At 58.5% G+C, this 23,518-nt stretch carries 19 protein-coding genes; 12 read left to right on the forward strand and 7 right to left on the reverse strand.

Annotation, left to right across the window (positions count from 1 at the left end; translation table 11 throughout):
• Window positions 1-639 precede the first annotated feature (639 nt).
• Entirely contained in the window at window positions 640-3,423 is a 2,784-nt protein-coding gene (gene ileS, locus ACVWVQ_RS04770) for an isoleucine--tRNA ligase (protein ID WP_457507269.1), read from the forward strand.
• A gap of 98 nt (window positions 3,424-3,521) precedes the next feature.
• Here the strand turns inward: ileS and ACVWVQ_RS04775 are convergent, their stop codons facing one another.
• Window positions 3,522-4,892, reverse strand: a complete 1,371-nt coding sequence (locus ACVWVQ_RS04775) for a dihydroorotase (protein WP_457507171.1) — start codon at window positions 4,890-4,892, stop codon at window positions 3,522-3,524.
• A 2-nt stretch (window positions 4,893-4,894) separates the two neighbouring features.
• Complete coding sequence (locus ACVWVQ_RS04780; RefSeq protein ID WP_457507271.1) at window positions 4,895-6,286, reverse strand: histidine phosphatase family protein; 1,392 nt, start codon at window positions 6,284-6,286, stop codon at window positions 4,895-4,897.
• A gap of 377 nt (window positions 6,287-6,663) precedes the next feature.
• On the opposite strand from ACVWVQ_RS04780, the gene murQ reads away from it, so the two are divergent.
• The 5 genes from murQ to ACVWVQ_RS04805 all read left to right on the forward strand — a co-directional run bounded on the left by murQ (window position 6,664) and on the right by ACVWVQ_RS04805 (window position 12,686).
• A complete protein-coding gene (gene murQ, locus ACVWVQ_RS04785) occupies window positions 6,664-7,593 on the forward strand; it encodes an N-acetylmuramic acid 6-phosphate etherase (RefSeq protein WP_457507173.1) in 930 nt (309 codons plus the stop codon).
• A 21-nt stretch (window positions 7,594-7,614) separates the two neighbouring features.
• Entirely contained in the window at window positions 7,615-8,901 is a 1,287-nt protein-coding gene (locus ACVWVQ_RS04790) for a recombinase family protein (protein ID WP_414400729.1), read from the forward strand.
• Window positions 8,902-9,272: 371 nt separating this feature from the next.
• Window positions 9,273-10,109, forward strand: a complete 837-nt coding sequence (gene bchL, locus ACVWVQ_RS04795) for a ferredoxin:protochlorophyllide reductase (ATP-dependent) iron-sulfur ATP-binding protein (protein WP_041437180.1) — start codon at window positions 9,273-9,275, stop codon at window positions 10,107-10,109.
• 158 nt (window positions 10,110-10,267) lie between these two features.
• Window positions 10,268-11,245, forward strand: coding sequence for a protochlorophyllide reductase (locus ACVWVQ_RS04800; RefSeq protein WP_414349746.1), 978 nt, complete (start codon window positions 10,268-10,270; stop codon window positions 11,243-11,245).
• 40 nt (window positions 11,246-11,285) lie between these two features.
• Window positions 11,286-12,686 carry a ferredoxin:protochlorophyllide reductase (ATP-dependent) subunit N gene (locus ACVWVQ_RS04805; RefSeq protein ID WP_457507176.1) on the forward strand — a complete coding sequence of 467 codons (1,401 nt, stop codon included), beginning with the start codon at window positions 11,286-11,288 and terminating at the stop codon, window positions 12,684-12,686.
• Here the strand turns inward: ACVWVQ_RS04805 and ACVWVQ_RS04810 are convergent.
• From ACVWVQ_RS04810 to ACVWVQ_RS04820, 3 genes are all read right to left on the reverse strand, one after another.
• Window positions 12,683-12,928: a hypothetical protein gene (locus ACVWVQ_RS04810; RefSeq protein ID WP_414330709.1), complete on the reverse strand. Its 246-nt coding sequence runs from the start codon at window positions 12,926-12,928 to the stop codon at window positions 12,683-12,685. The two genes, ACVWVQ_RS04805 and ACVWVQ_RS04810, sit on opposite strands and share 4 nt — an antisense overlap.
• A gap of 314 nt (window positions 12,929-13,242) precedes the next feature.
• Entirely contained in the window at window positions 13,243-14,553 is a 1,311-nt protein-coding gene (hemL, locus tag ACVWVQ_RS04815; RefSeq protein WP_414399924.1) for a glutamate-1-semialdehyde 2,1-aminomutase, read from the reverse strand.
• A gap of 78 nt (window positions 14,554-14,631) precedes the next feature.
• Window positions 14,632-14,907 (reverse strand): DUF4404 family protein, encoded by a 276-nt coding sequence (locus ACVWVQ_RS04820; protein ID WP_414330610.1) that lies wholly within the window; start codon window positions 14,905-14,907, stop codon window positions 14,632-14,634.
• Between the two features lie 202 nt (window positions 14,908-15,109).
• Here ACVWVQ_RS04820 and ACVWVQ_RS04825 point away from each other — a divergent pair, with 202 nt between their 5' ends.
• From ACVWVQ_RS04825 to ACVWVQ_RS04845, 5 genes are all read left to right on the forward strand, one after another.
• Entirely contained in the window at window positions 15,110-15,421 is a 312-nt protein-coding gene (locus tag ACVWVQ_RS04825; protein WP_457507178.1) for a hypothetical protein, read from the forward strand.
• A gap of 30 nt (window positions 15,422-15,451) precedes the next feature.
• Complete coding sequence (locus ACVWVQ_RS04830; protein WP_457507180.1) at window positions 15,452-16,198, forward strand: SIMPL domain-containing protein; 747 nt, start codon at window positions 15,452-15,454, stop codon at window positions 16,196-16,198.
• 422 nt (window positions 16,199-16,620) lie between these two features.
• Entirely contained in the window at window positions 16,621-17,811 is a 1,191-nt protein-coding gene (locus tag ACVWVQ_RS04835) for a response regulator (protein WP_457507182.1), read from the forward strand.
• A gap of 47 nt (window positions 17,812-17,858) precedes the next feature.
• Window positions 17,859-18,362 (forward strand): hypothetical protein, encoded by a 504-nt coding sequence (locus ACVWVQ_RS04840; RefSeq protein ID WP_414344808.1) that lies wholly within the window; start codon window positions 17,859-17,861, stop codon window positions 18,360-18,362.
• A gap of 45 nt (window positions 18,363-18,407) precedes the next feature.
• Complete coding sequence (locus ACVWVQ_RS04845) at window positions 18,408-19,274, forward strand: shikimate dehydrogenase (RefSeq protein ID WP_414356614.1); 867 nt, start codon at window positions 18,408-18,410, stop codon at window positions 19,272-19,274.
• A gap of 63 nt (window positions 19,275-19,337) precedes the next feature.
• Here the strand turns inward: ACVWVQ_RS04845 and glnT are convergent, their stop codons facing one another.
• On the reverse strand, window positions 19,338-20,636 hold the full coding sequence (gene glnT / locus ACVWVQ_RS04850) for a type III glutamate--ammonia ligase (protein WP_457507185.1): 1,299 nt from the start codon (window positions 20,634-20,636) through the stop codon (window positions 19,338-19,340).
• Between the two features lie 362 nt (window positions 20,637-20,998).
• Between glnT and ribH the strand changes: the two genes are divergently transcribed.
• Complete coding sequence (gene ribH, locus ACVWVQ_RS04855) at window positions 20,999-21,583, forward strand: 6,7-dimethyl-8-ribityllumazine synthase (protein WP_414330323.1); 585 nt, start codon at window positions 20,999-21,001, stop codon at window positions 21,581-21,583.
• On the opposite strand, the gene htpG is transcribed toward ribH, so the two are convergent.
• On the reverse strand, window positions 21,577-23,436 hold the full coding sequence (gene htpG, locus ACVWVQ_RS04860; RefSeq protein ID WP_457507187.1) for a molecular chaperone HtpG: 1,860 nt from the start codon (window positions 23,434-23,436) through the stop codon (window positions 21,577-21,579). The genes ribH and htpG overlap by 7 nt on opposite strands.
• Between the last annotated feature and the right edge of the window lie 82 nt (window positions 23,437-23,518).

Below are 23,518 nucleotides of genomic sequence, written 5' to 3' on the forward strand. Positions count from 1 at the left end.
TTCGGGCCTGTTTTGTTCTCTGGTAGAGCAGAGCAGGCCCAGGGCTACTGAAAGCCCGCTCCGTACCGCTTAGCGGTCGGAGCCGGGTAGTTTACACGCCCGTCCATTCCAAGCCCCGCTACAGCTATCTGCAAAACTATCCGCTCTCTCCCACCCCCAAGGCAACAACAGGCGGTCAGGGAAAGAGCGGTCTAGCGGGCCTTCAACTGGAACCTGACTGCCGGGAGGAACTCCAAGCGAGCCAGAACGTGAAGACTCTTCAGCAGACTGAAGGATCTAAGTTCAGACCGTTAGAGAACAGCCCCGGCGCACAGCCGGCTGAACCCAACTTGACGACCCTTACAACTACTACTATCTGGCATCCGCAGGAACCTCCCTTACTAAACGACACCCTGAGACTAGCACAAATCTTTTCTTGTTTTCTCGATCAGGGAGTTCATGCGGTGGTTTGTTGGAGCCGTTTGAGAGCTCCAGGCGCTCTGGGTGACCGTGGGCTTCGGATCCCCTGTCCCACAAGAGGGGTGAGGGATGGACTGCTGAGGATGAGGCGACAGCGTAGGATAGAGAGACGCCCTTTAGGTTGCTCGAGTTGCCGTGGACTACAAAAGTACCCTCAACCTGCCCCAAACTCAGTTTCCCATGCGGGCAGAGGCCGCCAAGAGAGAACCCGCCATTCAAGCCTTTTGGCAGGAAGAGCAAATCTACCAGCGCCTTGCCGACCACAATCCTGGGGATCCCTTTGTCCTGCACGATGGACCGCCCTACGCCAATGGCGATATCCACATGGGCACCACCCTCAACAAGATCCTCAAGGATATCGTCAACAAGTACCACATCCTGCAGGGGCGCAAGGTGCGCTACGTGCCCGGCTGGGATTGCCACGGCCTGCCCATCGAACTGAAAGTGTTGCAAAGCCTCACTCCGCAGGAGCGGGAAAACCTCACCCCTCTGCAGCTGCGACAAAAAGCCAAGGAGTACGCCCTGCACTACGTTGATGTGCAGCGGGCCAGTTTTCAGCGCCTGGGGGTATGGGGATCCTGGGATCGGCCCTACCTGACCCTGTCGCCGGAGTACGAAGCCGCACAGATTGAGGTGTTTGGACAAATGGCCCTCAAGGGCTACATCTACCGCGGCCTCAAACCCGTCCACTGGAGCCCCAGCTCCCAGACGGCTCTGGCGGAAGCGGAGCTGGAGTACCCTGACAACCACATCTCCCCCAGCATCTACGTGGCCTTTCCCCTGCAGAGCCTGAGCCCGGCGGCGCAGCCGGTTTTGGAGCCTTTCATGCCGGGCCTGCGGGCAGCCATCTGGACCACCACCCCTTGGACGATCCCGGCCAACCTGGCTCTCTGCTTTAACCCCAAGCTCACCTATGCAGTGGTGGAGTCTCCCCGCTTCGGCCTGCTGTTGATCGCCGCCGATCTGCGGGAGCGGCTGGAGAAGGTTCTGGAGACGCCTCTGGAGATCAAGGCCACCCTGCCGGGATCCGCCCTGGAATACAGTCAAGGACGGCACCCCCTCTTTGACCGCGCCAGCCTCTGTGTGCTGGGGGACTATGTCACCACCGAGTCCGGCACCGGCATTGTGCACACAGCTCCGGGGCATGGGGAAGATGACTTCAAAACCGGCCAAAAGTATGGTCTGCCCATTCTCAGCCCTGTGGACGATCAGGGGAGATTTACCGCCGAGGCCGGATCCCAGTTCGTCGGGTTGGATGTGCTCTCCAAGAAGCCGGAGACCAGCGGCAATGCTGCTGTCATCCAGGCTCTGCAGGCTGCGGGGGCTTTGCTCAAGGAAGAGCCCTACAACCACAAATATCCCTACGACTGGCGCACGAAAGAGCCAACGATTTTCCGGGCCACCGAGCAGTGGTTTGCGTCTGTAGCTGGCTTCCGGGAGCTGGCCCTGCAGGCCATTAAAACCGTGAAATGGATCCCGGCCATCGGGGAGAACCGCATCACTGCTATGGTGTCGGAGCGCTCGGATTGGTGTATTTCCCGCCAGCGGGCTTGGGGTGTGCCCATCCCCGTCTTTTACGACGAAGAAACCGGCGAGCCCTTGCTCACCGCCGAGACCCTCGACCACATCAAGGCCATCTTCGCCCAAGAGGGATCCGACGCCTGGTGGAAGCGCCCGGTGGAGGAGTTGCTGCCGGAGAAGTACCGCCACAATGGCCGCACCTACCGCAAAGGGATGGACACCATGGACGTGTGGTTTGACTCCGGCTCCTCCTGGGCAGCAGTGGCCAAGGTGCAGGGGTTGGGCTACCCGGTGGATCTATATTTGGAGGGCTCCGACCAACACCGGGGCTGGTTCCAATCCAGTTTGCTTACCTCCGTGGCCGTCAACGGCCATGCCCCCTACAAGGCGGTGCTCACCCATGGGTTTGTGCTGGACGAGAAAGGCCAGAAAATGAGCAAGTCCCTGGGCAATGTCATCGATCCGCTGGTGTTAATTAACGGCGGCAAAGATCCCCAGACGGATCCCGCCTACGGGGCGGATGTGCTGCGCCTGTGGGTCTCCAGTGTGGACTACTCCGGGGATGTGCCGCTGGGCAAGACCATTCTTGGGCAAATGGCGGATGTGTATCGCAAAATCCGCAACACAGCTCGCTTTTTGCTGAGCAACCTCTACGATTTCAATCCGGCTCAGGATGCCGTTCCTTTTGCAGCCTTGACGGAGTTGGATCGCTACATTCTGCACCGCCTGCACGAGGTGGGATCCGAGATCGGCGAATCTTTTGCCAGCTATCAGTTCTACCGCTTTTTCCAGGCGATTCAGAACTTCTGTGTGGTGGATCTCTCCAACTTTTACCTGGATATTGGCAAGGATCGCCTCTACATTAGCCATGCCCAAAGTCTGCGGCGGCGCCAATGTCAAACGGTGCTCTCCCTGTTGCTGGAGAACTTGGCCAAGGCCATCGCCCCCGTTCTCTCCCACATGGCCGAAGAGATTTGGAGCCATCTGCCCTATCCCAAGCCCACCCGTTCGGTGTTTGAGGGGGGGTGGATGAAGCTGCCGGAGCACTGGCGGGATCCCCAGTTGGCGGCCATTTGGGAGCAGCTGCGAGAGGTGCGCCAAGAGGTGAACAAGGCTCTGGAGCAAGCCCGTACCGGTCGCGTTAGCGGGACGGAGTCCTTTAAGCCCATCGGCGCTTCCACCGAGGCCAAGGTAATCCTGAAGGTAGCGGATCCCAGCCTATACGCTCTTTTGCAGGAGCGGGCTGCCGAGTTGCGCTACTTGTTCATCACCTCACAGGTGGAACTGGAGAAAACCTCAGGTCAAGGCTTGGAGGTCTCTGTTTTTCCGGCTGACGGCCAAAAGTGCGTGCGCTGCTGGAACTATTCCACCCGTGTGGGGGAATTTGCCGAACATCCAGAGCTGTGTGAGCGTTGTGTAGCCGCTCTGGCCGGGGAGTTTTGAATTAGTTTTGAATTAAGGACTCGTCCTGCTGGCGGGAAGGGATCCCCCTCTTTGAATTGGCTCTTTCTCCGGACAGGTCTTGTCGGCCTTCTTCGGGATCAAGGGGCAGAGCTGCGGGATGGGATCTCCTCAACATGGGTGTGCAGCACTTTGCCGCACAGGGTTTTCTCCAGCCAGGGAGTCGCTGGCGATCGGGAGTGGAGAGTGGCCGCAGAAACCGTCCAAGGGTGGGTGGGATCAAACAGCACCCAGTCGCTGTGGGGGGTGAGGGTGGGCGGATCTAGGTTTAGGCAGCGGGCCGGGTACAGGCTGAGGGCAGACCACAGTTGCAGCGCCGTCAGGGATCCCGTTGCCACCAAATGTTGCCACAGCAGCGGCAGAGCCAGCTCCAGGCCCATCGCCCCCGGCGGAGCATCGGCAAAGGGCAGGGTTTTCTCTTCGTAGGTGTAGGGGTGGTGATCCGTAGCGATCCCCAAGTTGCCGGAACGGATCCCGGCGATCAGAGCCTCCCGGTCGCCGGCGCTGGGAAGAGGGGGCAGGAGACGAAGGTGGGGATCGTAGCGATGCTCAAGGACGGCCTCTTCGGACAAGATCAGGTGCATCCAAGTGGTGCTGGCGGTAACCGGCAGTCCTTCTGCTTGGGCCTGTTGGATCAGCTCCAGGCTGCGGGCTTGGCTCAGGCGCATGATGTGCACGGGCGGGGGGGAAGGAACGCTCCTGATCACCTCCAAGAGACGGGCCAGAGCGGCAGTTTCGGCACTGGCAGGGATCCCTTTCAGCCCTAGGCGCAGCGCCCAGATCCCTTCGTAAAGGCTGCCTTGCCCGGCCAAGGTGGGATCCCAGGCCCAGAGCAGCAGGGGTTTCTTCCCCAGCCGCAAATACTCCAGAGCCCGCCGCAGCAGAGCCAGGGAGCGCAGCGGCTGAACTTCTGCAAAACCAACTGCTCCCGCTTGCGCCAGTTCTCCCCAGGGGGTTGGGGTTTCTCCTTGGCCACCCACGCTCAGGGCAGCCCAGGGCAGCCAGCGGGGATCCCCCAATTGGCGGGGGTAGCGGTTCAGGTGCTCCGGGCGATCCAGCACGGGAAATAAGCCGCTTCCGGGAAGGGGGGTGGGCAGAAGCCCCACCTGGGTAAAGCCTCCCGCCAAAGCCGCTGCAGCCAAAGAGGTCAGGGTTTCCCGACTGTGGGCCAGAAAGTGCTCCGCACCGCTTACGCGACCGCTGCCAACCATCTCGCCGCTGTGGGCATACAGATCCAGCAAACCCGGCCCCACTACCCAGCCCGAGGCATCGATGGTGGGGATATCGGCAGGGATCCCTGCCGGCTCGGTGGCCCGCAGACGACCCTCTTGCAACCACACATCGGTTACTTCATCCCGCTGACGCCAAGGATCCAACAGGCGCACTCCCTGGAGATGCACATTTTGTCCTGTTAGTCGTCCTGTTAGCTCGCGGAGAGGGGATGAGCCCATCTTTACAAAGCTCCAGCGGTGGTGCAGTCCAAGATCTGGCCCGACAGATGGGTGGTGAGGTTCAACACCTTCAGAACCGGGGCACCCTCCTTGCCTTCTGGATAGTCGATCACCGTAATGGCGCCATTCCCCTGCTTGAAGATCCAAAAGGCTTGGGGGGAAAGGTCGAACAACTGACAGATGATCGCCTTGTTGATGGCATCGTGGGCAACAACAACCGCCGTGCCCTGAGGAAACTGGGCTGCGGTGATGGCCAAAAGCTCCTGCCAAGCGGAGCGAGTGCGCTCCCACACCTGGTGAAGGTTTTCCCCATTGGGCATCTGCACACTGGCGGGATCCCGTTGCCAGCGCTCCAGCTCGCCGGGGTATTCAGCTTCGACTTCGCTTTGCAGCTTGCCCTCCCAGTCGCCGTGGCAGATCTCTTGCAAGTCGGGCATTGGGCGCAAAATGAGGTTGCTGTGGTTGCTGCAGATGGCATCGGCTGTGGCCCAAGGGCGCTTCAGGGGGCTGGAGAAGGCCAGTTGCAGAGGTTGAGTGGCCAAAAATTCTGCCACCTTGGCTGCCTGTTCCTCCCCGGTGGCATTGAGGGGGATATCCCGCTGCCCTTGAAAACGGCGCTCTCGGTTCCATTGGGTTTCCCCATGCCGCACCAGCAAGATGCGCATCCCCTGCTTGCGCTTGGGCAGGGCTTGGCCGAGGTGAGCGGTGATGTTCAGAGATTCCAGTTGTGGCGGCCCCTGCAGGCCCTCGGGAAAATTGAGAACGCTGATGGCGCAGTTATCCTGCCCGAGGCGGTGATAGTGGTGTGGCCCCAGGCCGATGGCGGTGCTGACCAGGGCGCGATTGATGCCGCTGTGGCCCACGATGAGGATATTGAGGGTCTGTCTCTGGGAGGGATCCGCTCCATGGTTCCAGGGGCCTGAAGCCGATTGCAGATGGAAAGCCAGCATTTCCCAAAACCCCTGCGCCTGCTGCCAGAGATCCCGCACCGGAAAGCGGCCCTCTAGCTCCAGGGTGTCGGGATGGTGCCGCCACAGGTGGTAATCTTCGGGGTATTTCTCCTGCACCTCAGCAAAGGTCAGCCCTTCCCAGGCTGTCAGGTCGATCTCCCGCAGTTGATCGGTAACGTGCAGAGGGATCCCTTCTCGGTCTTTCAAAAGGATGCGAGCTGTCTCGAGGGCGCGAGACAGGGGGCTGCAATAGGCGCAATCCAACGGGATCCCGGCCAGGGCCTCGGCTACACGCTGCGCCTGCACTTCTCCAGTGGGGGTGAGCCGGGAGAGATCGGAGCGGCCTTGAATGCGATTTTCCAGGTTGAAGGTGCTCTCACCATGGCGCACGATCAAGATGCGCAGGGCAGGCTGGTCGCGGTAGCGGGACGGAGTCCTTGCCATCGCTTGCACGGACTTACTCATCGCAGTAGCGGGACGGAGTCCTTAGAACACCTTCTAGAGTACCGCCACTGGGCGGCGCTCGCCTTCGTCAATTCACCGGTTGGGCTGCCGACTGAGGCGTATTTGGGCTGGTCGCCGCTTGTGATGGGGGCATCTTTGGAGAATGGCCGCGCTGCGTTTCCGCTGGCAGAGGTTTTGGTTGAATGGACGTTGGCGAAGGGGGCCGGCTTGGTGCTCCTTGCCCTTGTTGTGGTGCTGTTGGCGCAGTTTTTCCCTCCACTGCTCCCTCAGGAGAGCCCCCTGCCACCGATAGAATCCGAGAAGACAAAGTGTAGGATCCCTGAAGGCGGATCCCTCTTGCCTGGACAAGCGCTGCCATGGTTTCTCCACAATTGGCTTGGGATCCCGGATCCCTGACCGAAAGCCCCAACCCGGCCACAGCCGAGATCGACCGTCTCAGCACCTGGGAACTGGTGAAACGGATCAACGCTGAGGATCGGCGGGTGCCGGAAGCGGTGGCTGCTCAAGCAGAGCCGATTGCCCAAGCCATCGATGCCATTGCCGAGCGGATGAGTCGCGGCGGGCGGCTGATCTATATCGGGGCAGGAACCTCAGGTCGGCTGGGGGTGCTGGATGCGGCTGAGTGCCCGCCCACTTTTGGCACTTCCCCCACCCAGGTGGTGGCTTTGATCGCCGGGGGGGAAAAAGCCCTGACCCAGGCGGTAGAGGGTGCAGAGGACGACGCAGAAGCGGCTGCCCGCGCTCTGGAGAGTCTCCACCTCCAAGCTCAAGATAGTGTGGTGGGAATTGCTGCCAGCGGTCGTACCCCCTATGTGCTGGGTGGGATCCAAGCCGCCAGAAGTATTGGGGCGCTCACGATTGGCCTGGCCTGCAATCACCCTTCTCCTCTAACCGAGCAGGTGGATATTGCTATTGCCCCTTTGGTGGGGCCGGAGGTAATCCTCGGATCCACCCGCATGAAAGCCGGCACAGCCCAAAAGTTGGTGTTGAACACGATCTCCACTGGAGTGATGATCCGCTTGGGCAAGACTTATGGCAACCTGATGGTGGATCTCCAGGCCAGCAATGCCAAGCTCAAGCAACGGGCGGAGCGAATAGTGGCCCTAGCCTGCGATCTGGATCCCGCCGCGGCTGCCCAATTGCTGCAGGCTTGTGATGGAGAGGTCAAAACCGCCATCCTTGTGGCCTTGCTGGGGTGCTCTGCTCAAGAGGCCCGTCAGCACTTGCAACAGGCCCAGGGCAACATTCGCCAGGTGCTTGATTCCGTTCTGGCGCAGCGGCGGTGACAATAGTTGAATGGCTTGTCCATGAGCGTTTGCGGCTACCTCTACACGCCTTCCCATGCCCCTTTGCCGGAACAGGAGTTGGCCTGGCTCCAGGGGCGAGGGGCCGATCCCATCCTGCACGATTGGGGATCCCGAACTCATTTGGAGGAGCTGTTCCGACGCATCACAGCCGGCTGGGTGCAGGAAGTGCTGCTCTTGCGCCTGTCGGATCTGGGGGATCGGGCGGATGAAATCCACGAGCGGCTGCTGCAAATCCAACACTCCGGGATCCGCCTCAGCTTGGTCACCGAATCCGGTCTGCAAACCCCCACCAAGGCTGCCGATTGGATCCCGCTGCTGGCCGAGATCCCCCATCAGTTGCAAAGCCGCCGCCTCTGCTGCAGCCAAGCCCAAAACCGCCTGGCGGGCAAGCCTCCCCCCGGCCCTGCCCCCTTTGGCTACCGCCGCGAAGGGGAACGCTACGTGCTGGATCGCCGGCAGGCCAGCATCGTTCAGGATTTTTTCCAGCACTTTCTCCTCTACGGATCCCTGCGGCAGGCGGTGCGCTTCTTGGAGGAAAAACACCACAAGCGGATTTCTGTGGCCACCGGACGCAACTGGCTGCTCAACCCGGTATACCGCGGGGATCTGGCCTATGCCGACGGCACCACCCTGCGGGATACTCACCCGGCCCTTCTCAGCCGCACGGAAGCCGCCCAGATCGATCGCTGGCTCAAACGCAACCAAGGGATCCCTCGCCGCAGCGCCAGTGCTCCCCGCGCTTTGGCCGGCCTGGTTCATTGCTGCGCTTGTGGCAGCCTTCTGCGCATTGTGCAAACCACCCCTCGCAAGGGGAAAAAGAACGGATCCCCCTACCTCTATCTGCGCTGCCAAACCTGTCGCTACAGCCTCCCCTACACCGAAGTCCTGCAGGAGGTGATCCGGCAGGTGTGCGAACAACTGCCCCAACGCGCCCAGACGCTGGATCGACAAGCCCTCACCCAAGTCCGCCAAGAGCTGCAAGCCCAAATCCAGGCCAACGCCGAGCGGCTGCGGCAATTGGAAGAGCTGCAGCAATCTGGACTAATGGACGAGGCCTCCCTGGCCCAGCGTCGCTACCAGTTGCGAGCAGAGACGGCCCGCTTGGCCCAAAAGCTGGAGCAACTCCCCCCCGCCAACCTCACCCAGACCATCCAAACCCTCTCCATCCCGCCCTTCTGGCAAGACCTCAGCGAGACCGAACGGCGTGCCTACCTGCGGGAATTCCTGCGCAGGATCGAGGTGGATTCTGCAGGAGCGGTGCGAGTTACTTTTGCCTTCGATCCCTGAGAGCGAAGGGTTCCCCCCACCTTCCCCCCAGAATTGAGACCATTCTTGATTCTTTCTCAGCCCAGACCTGCCTCAGCGCCAAGCCAAGAGGACGGGATCAGCGCCATGGCATAGCTGAATCCTTCCCGATTTGGGTGAATTGTCATCTGGAATTGTTTTCTTTTGATCACTGATGAAAGTATATCTAAAACTAAAATCGGGAAAAACATCAAAAATCGACTTGAGAAGCCCTGGGAACTTTCTTAGGACCATTTGCAAGATCTGGGAACTTCTAGCTTTTTGAGGGATCCACCTTTATCCTTCGCAACAGTTCTCAGGGGGCGGGTTGGCTGCCGATAATGTCCCTTGTCTGCCCCATGGAGGAACGCGCTGTGAAGTTGGCAGTTTACGGAAAAGGTGGGATCGGCAAATCCACCACCAGTTGCAACATCTCGGTGGCCTTGGCCAGGCGGGGCAAAAAGGTCTTGCAGATTGGCTGTGATCCCAAGCACGACAGCACCTTCACCCTGACCGGCTTTCTCATCCCCACCATCATCGACACCCTGGAAGCCAAGGGCTATCACCACGAAGACATCTACCCAGAAGATGTGATCTACCGCGGCTACGGCGGCGTGGACTGCGTGGAAGCGGGTGGGCCCCCGGCAGGGGCCGGCTGTGGCGGCTATGTGGTGGGGGAAACCGTCAAACTCCTGAAGGAGCTGAACGCCTTCGATGAGTACGATGTCATCCTCTTCGATGTGCTGGGGGATGTGGTGTGCGGCGGTTTTGCGGCTCCCCTCAACTACGCCGACTACTGCCTGATCGTAACCGACAACGGCTTTGATGCCCTGTTTGCCGCCAATCGGATTGCTGCCTCGGTGCGAGAAAAGGCCAAAACCCGCAAGCTGCGGTTGGCCGGGCTGATCGGCAATCGCACCAGTAAGCGGGATCTGATTGACAAATACGTCTCGGCAGTTCCCATGCCGGTTATCGAGGTGCTTCCCCTCATTGAAGATATTCGCGTCTCGCGGGTCAAGGGCAAAACCCTCTTCGAGATGGCGGAAACCGATCCCAGCCTGGAGCCTGTCTGCCAGTACTACCTGAACATCGCCGATGAGCTGCTGGCCCGTCCGGAAGGGATCGTGCCCCAACCTGCCGAAGATCGGGAGCTGTTTGCTTTGCTCTCCGACTTTTACAACACTCCAGCCCGCCAACTGGCCTTGGTGTAAGGGATCCCCTGCCAGCGGGGGCAGTGTGTCCAAAGATGAAGCCACTGTTTCGGAAAACCGTCGCAAACCTTATCAATTTGTTGTCCGATCCGCTTTCCCCCCCAAGATGGATCCTGTAGGGATCCCGCTTTGGGAAGGAAATGGCACAGGAGTTGGATATGCAAGGACAAGAGCAACCCACCGTCGTGATTACCGGAGCTTCCTCGGGTGTTGGCCTATACTCAGCTTTGGCCTTGGCCAAGCGCGGCTGGCACGTGGTGATGGCCTGTCGGGATCTGGACAAAGCCTACCGGGCGGCCCAGCAAGTGGGGATCCCCCAGGGCAGCTATACCCTGATGCAGATCGATCTGGCCAGCTTGGCCAGCGTGCGGCGGTTTGTCGAGCAGTTCCGCAACTGGGGCCGTTCCTTGGACGCCTTGGTCTGTAATGCCGCCATCTACATGCCCTTGCTCAAGCAGCCCTTGCGCAGCCCGGAAGGATATGAGCTGACCATGGCCACCAACCATCTGGGGCATTTCTTGCTCTGCCACTTGATGCTGGAGGATCTGAAACGCTCCACCTATCCGGATCGGCGGCTGGTGATCTTGGGCACGGTTACCCACAATCCCAAGGAGCTGGGGGGTAAGATCCCACCCCAACCCCACCTGGGGGATCTGCGGGGGTTTGCCCAGGGCTTTAAGGATCCCATCAGCATGGCCGATGGCGGCAAATTCGATCCGGTGAAAGCCTACAAAGACAGCAAAGTCTGCAATATCCTCACCATGCGCGAGCTGCACCGCCGCTTCCACGAAAGCACTGGCATCACGTTCCTCTCTCTCTATCCGGGGTGTGTAGCCACCACGGCTCTGTTCCGCCATCACTATCCCCTGTTTCAGAAACTTTTCCCCTGGTTTCAAAAAAACATCACGGGCGGATTTGTTTCTCAGGAATTGGCCGGAGAGCGGGTGGCCCAAGTGGTGGCCGATCCCGAGTTTCGTCGGTCGGGATTCTACTGGAGCTGGGGTAACCGGCAACGCAAGAATGCCAAGCCCTTTAACCAAGAAGTCTCTGACGAGGCGGCGGACGATGCCAAGGCCAAACTGCTTTGGGATCTCAGCGAAAAATTGGTGGGTGTGCCCCAGTTGGTAGCCCTCTAGTTGGCAACGTTCCCTTCTTTTATGTTTTTAGGAGACGAGCATGAATGCTGCTTTGGATAGTGCCAATGCCCTTAACTTCCAGTGCGAAACCGGCAATTACCATACCTTTTGCCCGATTAGCTGTGTAGCCTGGCTTTATCAAAAAATTGAAGACAGCTTCTTTTTGGTCATCGGCACCAAAACCTGTGGCTACTTTCTGCAAAACGCCATGGGGGTGATGATCTTTGCCGAGCCCCGCTATGCCATGGCGGAGCTGGAAGAGGGGGATATTAGCGCCAAGCTCAACGACTATGAGGAGCTGAAGCGGCTGTGCCTGCAAATTCAGCGGGATCGCAATCCCAGCGTGATTGTTTGGATCGGCACCTGCACCACCGAGATCATCAAAATGGACCTGGAGGGCCTAGCCCAGAAGCTGGAGGGGGAGATTGGGATCCCGATTGTGGTGGCCCGGGCCAATGGCCTCGACTACGCTTTTACCCAAGGGGAAGACACGGTTTTGGCCTCGATGGCTCAGCGCTGCCCAGAGCAGGTGCGGGCAGAGGAGCAGGAAACCCGCGGGGGTCTCCAGGCGCTTTTTTACGGGCTCCGCTCTGGAACAAAGAAAGAGGAGGAAGGCTTCCACAAGCATCCTCCCTTGGTGATCTTCGGCTCGGTGCCCGATCCGGTGGTTACCCAACTCACCCTGGAGCTGAAGAAACACGGGATCCGCGTCTCCGGCTGGTTGCCGGCCAAACGCTATGGAGAGCTGCCGGCCATCGAGCCGGGCACCTACGTGGTGGGGGTGAATCCTTTCCTCAGCCGCACAGCCACCACGCTGGTACGCCGTAAAAAGGCTAAGCTCATCACCGCTCCTTTTCCCATCGGGCCGGATGGCACCCGCGCCTGGATAGAAGCCATTGCCCGCGAATTGGGGATCCCAACTCAAGGCTTGGCAGAGCGGGAAGCGGAAGTGTGGAACCATCCCCAGGTTCGGGATTATCTGGAGCTGGTGCGGGGCAAAAGCGTTTTCTTCATGGGCGATAACCTGCTGGAGATCTCGCTGGCCCGTTTCCTGGTGCGCTGTGGCATGACGGTGCAGGAAATTGGGATCCCTTACATGGACAAACGCTACCAAGCGGCTGAGCTGGCCCTCTTGGAGCGCACCTGCGAAGAGATGGGAGTGCCCAAGCCCACCATCGTAGAAAAGCCGGATAACTACAACCAAATCCAGCGCATCAAGGCCCTGCAGCCGGATCTGGTGATCACAGGTATGGCCCACGCCAACCCCCTAGAGGCACGGGGGATAACCACCAAGTGGTCGGTGGAGTTCACCTTCGCCCAGATCCACGGCTTCGGCAACACCCAGGCTCTGCTGGAGCTGGTGACCCGACCGCTGCGGCGCAATGCTGCCCTCAAAGGCTTGGGTTGGGAGCGGCTGGTGCGAGAAGAAGCCCCTATCTAACCTTCCGGCTCCTCATTGTCAAACAGTAGACCGTCTAGGTGATCTGGCAGTTGCTGCCGGTCGATCCAGACCATGCCCGCCAGAATAGCTTCGGCCTCGTTTTGAAAGTAGCCGTAGGCTTTGGTGCCAATCTCCGACTCGCAAGAGCCATCTTGCTGGAGCAGCCGGCAGCGAAAGATAAACCCCTTCTCTGTAGCTTGGGTGGTGATGCTGATACATTTACGCTGAACACTGCTGAACATCACTGTTCAACTATGCAGCGATAGCATTCTGTTTGTTTCCAAACAGAATGGCGGTATCCCGCAAAGCTTTGAGTAGAATACCCAAAGCGCAGTTTCCGTGTCGTCTTACTACCAATTTTCTGCTTTGCTTTGGCTACCATGTTGGCAGACTCGAAAGTAAACAGAAAGATCAACTGGTAGTAATCCGTACTGAACATATTATACATTATTTTCAGTATAGTTGAGCTTATTATTGACTAGAGTCATGCTCCAGTTGCGGTGGATGTGCTCGGCCATAGCAGGGATCCCGCCTCGAAAGAGGGTGAATTGCAGACTCAGAGGGTGCTCAACACCTCTCGCGCTGCGGCCAAGGTTTTCTCCACATCGGCCTCTGTGTGGGCCAGGGAGGTGAAGCCGGCCTCAAATTGCGAGGGCGCCAGATAGACTCCCCGCTCCAACATGCCGCGATGGAAGCGGGCAAATTTCTGCAGATCGGAAGTCTTGGCCTCTTCGTAGTTGCGCACTGGGCCGGCAGTAAAAAAGAAGCCAAACATGCCGGGCAGATAGCCCCCGCACATCTCATGCCCCGTTTCCCGCGCGATCTGCAATAGCCCCGTCGCCAACTTCTCGGTAATCCGCTCCAGATACTCGTAGGTGCCCGGGCGGCGCAAAATGTCCAGTGTCTGGATCCCTGCTGTCATGGCCAGGGGGTTGCCGGAAAGGGTGCCCGCCTGATACATCGGCCCCGCTGGAGCCACCATCTCCATAATTTCTCGCCGACCGCCGTAGGCCCCCACCGGCAGGCCGCCGCCGATGACCTTGCCCAGGGTCGTTAAATCGGGGATGACCCCAAACTTGGCCTGTACACCGCCATAGCTGATGCGAAAGCCGGTCATCACCTCATCAAATACCAGTAGGGCTCCGTACTTTTGGGTGAGATCCCGCAAGCCTTCCAAGAAGCCCGGCTGGGGGGGAATAAAGCCGGCATTGCCCACCACCGGCTCTAGGATGACTCCGGCAATGGAGTCGGGGTGCTGTTCAAACAGGGCCTTGACTGCCTCCAGGTCGTTGTAGGGAGCCGTCAGCGTAGCGCTGGTAGCTGCCTTGGGCACCCCCGGCGAGTCTGGCAAGCCCAGCGTGGCCACCCCCGAACCGGCTTTCACCAAAAACATGTCCGCATGGCCGTGGTAGCAGCCCTCAAACTTGATCACCTTTTCCCGACCGGTATAGGCCCGCATCAAGCGCAGCACCGCCATGCAAGCTTCAGTGCCGGAATTGACAAAGCGCACCATCTCCACACTGGGCACCGCCTCAATGACCCGCTCCGCCAGTTCATTTTCCAGAACGCATGGGGCGCCGAAGCTGGTGCCTTTCTCCAAAGCTCGGCGCAGAGCCTCAATGACCTCGGGGTGGGCATGGCCGACAATGGCAGGCCCCCAACTGCCGATGTAGTCGATGTATTGGTTGCCGTCCACATCCCAGGCGTAGGCCCCTGAGACACGGTCGAACACGACGGGATCCCCGCCCACCGACTTGAAGGCGCGCACCGGAGAACTCACTCCCCCCGGCATGAGGCTTTGTGCCCGGGCAAAAATCTGTTTGGAGCGGGCGGTGTTAAACGAAGTGGAGTGGAGAGTGCTGGTCATAGAGCAGGAGCTTTCAACGCATTACCAAGGCTAGCAAGCAAGGGAGCTTTCTGGTGAGCCCTTTTACGGACCCTGAACCTACAAACCCATCCCTGCCAGTGTGTCGATCACCTGCTCCAGGATCAGGGTGAGGTTGGGATGCGAGGTCTCGAACAGGCCCAGCGCCTCTCCGATGCGATCCCTGGGGCCTTGGCTCGGTTTGCTCTCGGTCGGGGATCCCAGATCGGCCAGCACCGCCTCCACTTCCTGGCGAATGGCGGCAATTTGCTGTCGCTGCTTTTCATCCAAGCCAGGGGTTTTTTGCAGCTCAACATCCAGATCGTGCAGCAGTTGTCGCAGTTTCGATTCGGCCATTCTGTAAAGAGACCTTAACGACTTGAGAACCGATTGAGTTTTGACCACCCTGCCTCAATCATACGGTCTGATGGGTTGAAGCAGGGATCCCTCTATCTAGGGTCTAAGAGCGGGTAAGCGGCGAAGGTTAACTTTTGCAGCCGGGGATCCCAGCATTGGAGCAACTCCCATAGGATGGGCAGTAGCCTTGCTGTCTACCCCCATGTCTGAGCTAGCATTGACCCTAGTAGGGGCGGCGGTTGCTGTTGCCCTTTTCATGGGAATTTTTGTCTGGGAACAAAGACGCAGCCAAGAATTGCTGCAGCGGTGGGCGGCAAAGCAGGGCTACTCCATTTTGAGCCAGGAGGCGCGGTATTGGCGGCTGGGGCCTTTTTCCGGGAGCACTTCCAAGTATCAACGGGTATTCCGTGTGCGGATACGGGATCCGTGGGGGCAAGAACGCACCGGCTGGGTGAGGTTAGGGAACTGGTGGCTGGGGCTTTTGTCGGATCAGGCTGAGGAGCGGTGGGAGTAGGCTGGGATTGAACCACAGAAGGGGAAAGCAATGAACGGGATCAGGGGTTGGAAAGGGCTGAAGGGGGTGGCGTGGCTGGGCCTGGTACTGGCGGTGGCCCTGTTGGGTTGGAACATAATCGCCGGAGGCGGAGCGATGGCCAGTCCCGCTGAGGGATCACGAATGTTGACGGTTACAGGACAGGGATCGGTCTCCGTAGAGAACTCCATTGCCCTCATTCGCTTGGGGGTAGTCATTCAAGGGGAGACGGCGCAATCGGTACAACAACAGGTGGCAGAACGCTCAGAGCGGCTGGTCAATCGCCTCAAGGAGCTGCAAGTAGGCGCTCTACAAACCACCGGCATTTCCCTCTACCCGCAATACGACTACCGGGATGGCCAACCTCGCCTAACGGGTGTGCAGGGGCAAAACAGTCTGCAATTCGAGGTGCCTGTGGCCAGAGCTGGGCAAGTGCTGGATGAAGCCGTGGCCGCCGGAGCCACCCAGGTGGAATCGGTCAGTTTCCGGGTTGATGAAGCCACCCTGTTGGAGGCGCGCAGCCGCGCCCTAACCCAAGCCGTGAAAGATGCCCAACGTCAAGCCCAGGATGTGCTGGGGGCCTTGAACCTGAGCATCCGTTCCGTCGAGCGCATCCAGATTCAGAGCGATGGCTACATGATCCCGCCGCCGATCCCCTTTGCCCGCGCCGACTATGCCCGTCTAGAAACAGCATCCACACCGGTGGAGGGGGGACAGCAAACCGTGCGCGCCCAAGTCACCCTCGAGATCCGTTACTGAGCCTCTGCTTTGCTGCCTCGAATAATTCACAAATGTTCACCACATAGATTTCAGCTCTCCCGCCAAAGGGCTTCTGGTCAGAGCAAGCCTTGGGCAGCAACAGACACCGGCTCTGGACGAGCGAAGTCTCAGTGATTCAAGAGTGATTCAATCCATCTAACCAACTCGGCAAAGTGGAAGCGGCTGCTGTTCGCTACCGCATCAGAATAACGATGGAGATACCACATTCATTAGAATAGCGATGGAAAGTTGCGGGTAGTTTGCTTTCCCGGATTTTCTCGCCATCCTGCCTCAGTTTGTCTATGGATCCCAGACCGGAGAGCGCTAGTGCAGCTCCTGCGCCTGAGAAGGCGAAACTCGTCTCTGGCAGAAGTCAAGACGGCAGCCTGCAAGCCCGTGTACTGATTGTGGATGATAGCTACATGGTGGCAGAGATGCTGTCCAACTTTTTGGGCAAGCAGGGCTGCAGTATTTCTTATGCTTTGGATGGCCTCTCCGCGCTGGAGCAAATTCGCCGCCAACCCCCAGATCTGATCATTGCCGATTGGGTCATGCCCTCCCTGAACGGCCTAGACCTGTGCCGTCAACTGCGGCAACTGCCGGAATATGCTTGGGTGTACTACATCATTATGACTGCCCGCGAGGGCAACGATAGCATGGAGCGGGCTTTGGAGGCAGGCGCCGATGAGTTTCTTTCCAAACCCTTTCAGGCTGCAGAGCTGCTGACGCGGGTGCGGGCAGGGCTGCGCATTGTAGAAAGTCGCCGCCAGCAATATCTGCTCAAAACTGGGCAAAAATCTCCTCCCTCTCCCCCCAAGTCGATTGGTTTGGAGGTGGGTAACCGTCAGGATTTGGTGGCTCGTTTGCCGCTGCGGGTGGCCCAGGCCCGTGCCCAATCCGAACCCCTCAGCTTGTTTGTGCTGCGCTTGGCCAACCTCGGTTCTCTGGCACAAGAGCTGGAAGCCGACGGTCGGGGTGCTCTTCTCAAGCTGTTTAGAGAGCGCCTGGCCAATAACCTGCGCGATGGAGACGACCTGTTTTGCTACGACGAGGGGCAGTTTATCATTCTGCTGCCGGGGAGCACCTTGGCTGCTGCGCAAATTGCTGCCGAACGCTGCTGTCAGCGGATGATTCAGGATCCCTTTGTGGTGAATGGGCGGGCGCTGCCGGTACAGCTCCAGTTTGGAGCGGCCAGCCTCATGGACAGCGATGATCCCAAGGGGGTGGCTCTGTTGCGCCGGGCTGCCCAGGCCATGCGAGATAGCAGGAATGTGCACAGCTCGGTGGTGACTGCTCCCCATCCCATCCCAGTTTCCGACCGCGTCAGCGGAACGGAGTCCTCAGAGCTGCTGAAACGCCTGCAGCGTCTGGAAAAAGAAAACGCCGAACTGCGCCGAGAGCTGGAGACTCGCCTCAGGCAGATTGAGGATCTCCGCCAACACCATCAAGAGCTCAGCCAAAAAATGCAGGCTTCTGCACCGGAACTGTCCACAGCGGGATCCCTGGCCCATAGACCCTTCCGCTTGCGGCGGCGAAAACTCCGGCAGCTTTGTCTGAAGCGTCAACTGAGCCGTAGAAGACCGCGCCTGGCCTTGGGGCGGCTGAGCAGGTAGTGATGGGCTGAGCGAACGGGAGAGACGGAAGGGAGGTGCAAAAGGCTATGATGGGCATTCTTCAGGGTCAAGTGGCCGGATCTGGGATCTGGAGACCAGCAGGAAGATGGTTCCTAAACAACATTGAGCTAGTCTTGACGGCGGTAGGAATAGGGGTGATTCTGCTAAGTGGTTTTGTGGCCAGCCGCAGCGCTTTTTCGCTAGAAACGGCAACGGCGGTCAGCGCCACTTTGGTGGGGGTTATCCACGGGATCCTCTTTTGGCTGTTGCGACGGCGGCAGAGACAGGTGAGGCGGGAGGCAATCGGGCAAATTCGGGAAATGCTGGAAGATTTGGGCAAAAACCGCCTGCAAACCATCAAGATGAGCTTGTACATGGTGCAGGCGCGTCAACCGGAACAGGAAGAGCGAACCCGACAAAGCTTTGACCGCGTTTATCAGATCCTGGCGGAGATGAGCACCTTGATCGACCACATTTCGGAAGAATCGTTGGCCGGCTGGCGCCATCGCTACCGGCAGACTCTGCAGCGGGTTGAGTCGGAGTCTCAGTAGTCTTTAAAGTGACTTCAGGGATCCCTTGAGGAGTTGGCTGAGCCGGTGGACGGTCGGATTTCGGGAAGCACCCAATTGCTCGGTCTAATCGGGGATCCGGTGGCCCACAGCTTATCCCCGGCCATGCACAATGCTGCTTTGGCGGCTATGGGGGAAAACTATTGCTATGTGCCGTTTCCGGTGGCTCCAAAACACTTGGCGGCGGCGGTGGCAGGGCTGGCGGCCATTGGGGTGCGGGGGTTTAATGTGACGATTCCTCACAAACAGGCCATTCTCCCTTTGCTCGATCAGATTGAATCGCGGGCAGCAGCGGTGGGGGCGGTGAATACGGTTTACCCCTTGCCAGAGGGCGGGTGGGCGGGCACCAATACCGATATCGATGGCTTTGTGCAGCCTTTGCTGGGTCTGGAAAAAGGGATCCCTACTCTCATTCTGGGATCCGGGGGGGCAGCGCGGGCGGCCATCCAAGGCTGTTTGGAGTTGGGGCTGGGGCCGGTGCGGGTGGCAGGGCGATCCCCCAACTCATTGCTGGCCTTGCAACAGACCTGGCCTCAGGTGGAGACGGTGAACTGGGCGGAGTTGAATTGCTACCTGTCTCAGACGCGGCTTTTGGTCAACACCACCCCTGTGGGTATGCACAAGCCGGGATCCCCTGGCGGTCAGGAGCTCTCTCCCCTGAGCCGAGAGCAACTGGGCCTGCTGTCTCCAGGTGCCATCGTCTACGACCTGATCTATGTGCCGGATCCCACTCCTCTGCTGCGCATGGCCGCCGAGTTGGGACATACCCCCATCAGTGGACTAGAGATGCTGGTTCACCAGGGGGCCAAGGCTCTATCGCTTTGGCTGGGAGGCAAGCCTGTGCCAGTAGAGGTGATGCGGCAGGCAGCTCAACACCAGTTGGCCCAGGTTTAGGGTCACTCCAGGCCAGTTGGAAGCCCTCTCTCAAGGTGTAATGAGATAACAACAACTACCGGGCTAGCAATCCAAGGTTGTTTCCCGCTCCCAGGGCGTGATCTGACGGTTGTATTCCTGCCACTGTTGGCGTTTGAGCTTGAGGTAGGCATTCACAAAGGGATCCCCAAGCCTGCTGCGGAACAGGGTGTTTTGGTCTAAATGGTTGAGGGCTTCGACCAGAGAGCCGGGCAACGTTGGGGCATTGGGGAGGGGATCGGTGTAGGCGTTGTTGTCGCAGCGGGGGCCAGGATCCCGTTGGTGTTGGATCCCGTCCAGACCGGCGGCAATGAGACCAGCAGCCAAAAGATAGGGATTGGCGGCAGCATCGGCCAAACGCAGTTCAAACCGCCCGGCATCCGGGATCCGAATGGCGTGGGTGCGATTATTGCCGCTGTAGCTGATCGTGTTGGGAGACCAGGTGGCCCCAGAGAGGGTGACAGGGGCATTGAGGCGACGATAAGAATTGACCGTTGGGTTGGTGAGGGCACACAAAGCAGGCGCATGGTGCAGCACCCCGCCGATGAAGTGATAGGCCAGTTGAGAAAGCCCCAATTCCCCTTGAGGATCGGCAAACAGGTTTTGTTCGCCTTGCCAAAGAGAAATATGGGTGTGGCAGCCGTTGCCCGTCAGATGGGCAAAGGGTTTGGGCATGAAGGTAGCTCGATAGCCATGCTCTTCGGCAATGCTTTTCACCATGTATTTGAAAAAGGCGTGGCGATCAGCCGTAACTAGGGCATCGTCAAACCGCCAGTTCATTTCAAATTGGCCGTTGGCATCTTCGTGATCGTTTTGATAGGGATCCCAGCCCAGCTTCTGCATGCCATCGCAGATGTCTCGGATCACCGAAAAACGCCGCATCAAACTTTGCTGGTCATAGCAGGGCTTGGCCTGCTGGTCGCGCTCATCGGAAATGGCCCACTCTTCGGGCGACAGAAGCATGAACTCGCATTCGATCCCCGTCTTGACTTGAAAGCCCATGGCTTCTGCTTGGGACAACACCTTCTTCAATACCCAGCGGGGGGTTTGTGGCAAGGGATCCCCGTTGACCTGAATTAGATCGGCAGGCATCCAGGCCACTTCCGGCTGCCAGGGCAGTTGAAACAGGCGCTCGCGCTCCGGCTGGGCAAACACATCGGGGTCTGCAGGCGTCAAGTCCAACCAGGCAGCAAACCCGGCAAATCCAGCCTGACCCTCTGCCATGAAGTCGATAGCTGAGGCAGGCACCAGCTTGGCCCGTTGGATCCCAAGCAGGTCGGTAAAAGAGAGCAGAAAGTAGTTGATCCCTTGGGCGCGGGCAATTTCAGAAAGCGGCTGTGTCATGTACCCAAGCTAGGTCTTGGCCTCAGGTAGAGGTGTGTCTTTCCGCACAAAAATAGATCTTTATCAAAAGAAACGGCCAGGAAGACAAACACCGCCATTTGTATTCGCCCAGGGTTGCGCAGCAATGGGAAAATTCTCCCCTGGCCAACAATTACCCGTTGATGTTCCTTCCCGCTTTTGAGTCAGCCCAGATGGTTGCCAAGGCGGGGTGGAAGTTGAATGCCAAGAGGGCCAGCAAGCCATCGTTTCGAGCAGTACCTCTGGGCATGAAGGCCGCTCCCTCAGTGAATTAGGATGGGAAAGCGTGGTTTTGCCGTGTCGGCCCGCTTGTTCTTCTCTTGGGTAGATCTGGAGCAGCGTAGATGGCAGTTTACGAGGGCAATTTTGTTCAGACGGAGGATCTGCGTCTGGCCATCGTCATCGGTCGGTTTAACGACCTGATCACCGGCAAATTGTTAGAAGGGTGCCAGGACGCGCTGAAGCGGCATGGTGTGGATGTCGGCCCGGAGAGCAAGCAAGTGGACTACTACTGGGTGCCCGGCAGTTTTGAGGTGCCTTTGCTGGCTCACCAACTGGCCCAATCTCGCCGTTATGACGCCATCATCTGCCTGGGGGCAGTGATTCGCGGGCAAACTCCCCACTTCGACTATGTGGCGGCGGAGGTCTCCAAAGGCATTGCGGCGGCAGGATTTCGTACCGGCGTGCCGGTTATTTTCGGGATCATCACCGCCGATACCCTGCAGCAGGCTCTGGAGCGGGCCGGGGTCAAGAGCAACAAAGGTTGGGAATACGCCATGAGTGCCCTGGAGATGGCGACGCTGATGCGCCAAGTTGCCCCCGTGCTCCAAGGCAGCTACGGCCACAGCGGCAACGGGGCCGGATCCCGTCCGTCTCTGCCCGGTGGAGCGGAAGCCCTGCAGTCTACCCTGGACAGCGCTGCCTATTGAGGGCGGGTGAGCCGAGTCAGCACTTCGTTGGAACGCTGCACAAAGGCCCGCGCGGCTGCCGGGTCAAAGCTTTTCTGGGTAATCAAAGCCAGATCGTAGATGTGATTGCAGATGAGGTGAACCAAGTCGGGATCCCGACCCTGATCGGCAAGAGACTGCAGGTTTTGGATAAGGGGATGGGCCGTGTTCAGAACCAGCGTGTGCTCTTCCAGAAACTCCAGCGGCTTCTGCTGGATGACGGCGTTGAGCTCCTGCAGGCGCCGCAGCGTCTCCGGCAGCAAGATCATGGCCGGAACCGACTCTGATTTAAGAGCTTCTGCTTTGATCTGCAACTTGTCTTTGCCCAGGGCCTGCCGAAAGAGATCGACCAACTTTTGGCTGCGGGTTTTTTGCGTGACCGGATCCACAATTTCGGCGGCTTTGTCTTTATCCACCAGCGTTTCATCCAGCTCAGAGTCCACCCGCTTAAATTGGATCCCTTCTTCTTTGTATTCCCGCTCCAAAAAGCTGCTGAAGTGGCTGTCGATCCAGCTATCCAGCATGATCACTTCCAGTCCTTGAGAGCGGTGGAGATCAATGTAGGCACTCTGGGCAGCCTCATCGGTGGCGTAGTAAACTCGCTTGTTTTGCCTATCGCGGGTGCGCTCCAGGTACGCTTTCAGGGTCACATATTCGGGTTTATCGGCAGGGGATCCGGCCACTCGGAAAATGAGAATATCCTTAATCTGGGCAAAGAACTTGTCGTTGTTCATCGCCCCAAACTTCATAAAGAGGCTGATGTCGGGCCAGACCTTGACGTATTTTTCGTAATCTTCCCTGTACAGTTCATTGAGACGATCCGCCACCTTTTTGGCAACGTGATCCCCAATGCGTCTTACGGTGCGGTCATTTTGCAAGAAGCTGCGAGAGACGTTGAGGGGAATATCCGGACTGTCGATCGCCCCCCGCAGAGGTAGGAGGAACTTGGGGATAACTTCCTCACAGTTATCTTGGACAAAGACTTGGTTGCAGAACAGCTTGACTTGACCCTTGGTGGGATCAATATCCGGGCGCAACTTGGGAAAATAGAGGATCCCTTGCACGATGAAGGGATAGTCGGTGTTGATGTGTACCCAAAAGTGGGGATCCTCTTGGAAGGGGTAGAGGTAGCGATAAAACTCTAGGTAATCCTCATCTTTAAGTTCGGAAGGTGAGGTTCTCCACAGGGGCTTTTGCTTGTTGATCACTTCCCCGTTTAACTTGATGGGAACGGGGATGAAATCGCAGTATTTACGAACCAATTCCCGAATGCGGCTTGGCTCCAGGTATTCTTCGTTTTCGGGGGTGATGTAAAGGGTAACGGTGGTGCCGATGCTGGAGCGCTCAGAATCGGAGAGGGTAAAAGTAGTGGTGCCGTCACAAGCCCACTTCACCGGCGTGCTGCCGGGCCGATAGGAGAGGGTGTCGATCTCCACCCGCTGCGACACCATAAAAGAGGAGTAGAATCCTAGACCAAAGTGGCCAATGATTGCTTGCTCTGCGTCTTTGCCCTTGTACTTTTGAATGAACTCTTCAGCGCTGGAAAAAGCCACCTGGTTGATGTATTTTTTCACTTCCTCGGCAGTCATGCCAATGCCGTTATCGGCCACCGCTAAGGTCTTGGCCTCCTTGTTGAGGGCAATCGTAATCTCCGGCTCTGGGAGATCTGCCACTTCGCCGGCAAGGCTGGCCATCTTCAGCTTGGTGATGGCATCAGCAGCATTGGAGATCAGCTCCCGCAAGAAGATCTCTCGATCCGAGTAGAGAGACTGCTTGATGATGGGAAAGATGTTCTCGGTGTGGATGGTGATGGATCCCTGTTCCAGCACGGTCATAGGTGGCTCAGCACTCAAACAAGCTCAGTGCTAATCTACAGAGACCGAAAAGTCCCCGACAAGCAGGCTCTTTTTCGGAAAT

It is taken from the genome of Thermostichus sp. MS-CIW-36, assembly GCF_054059035.1.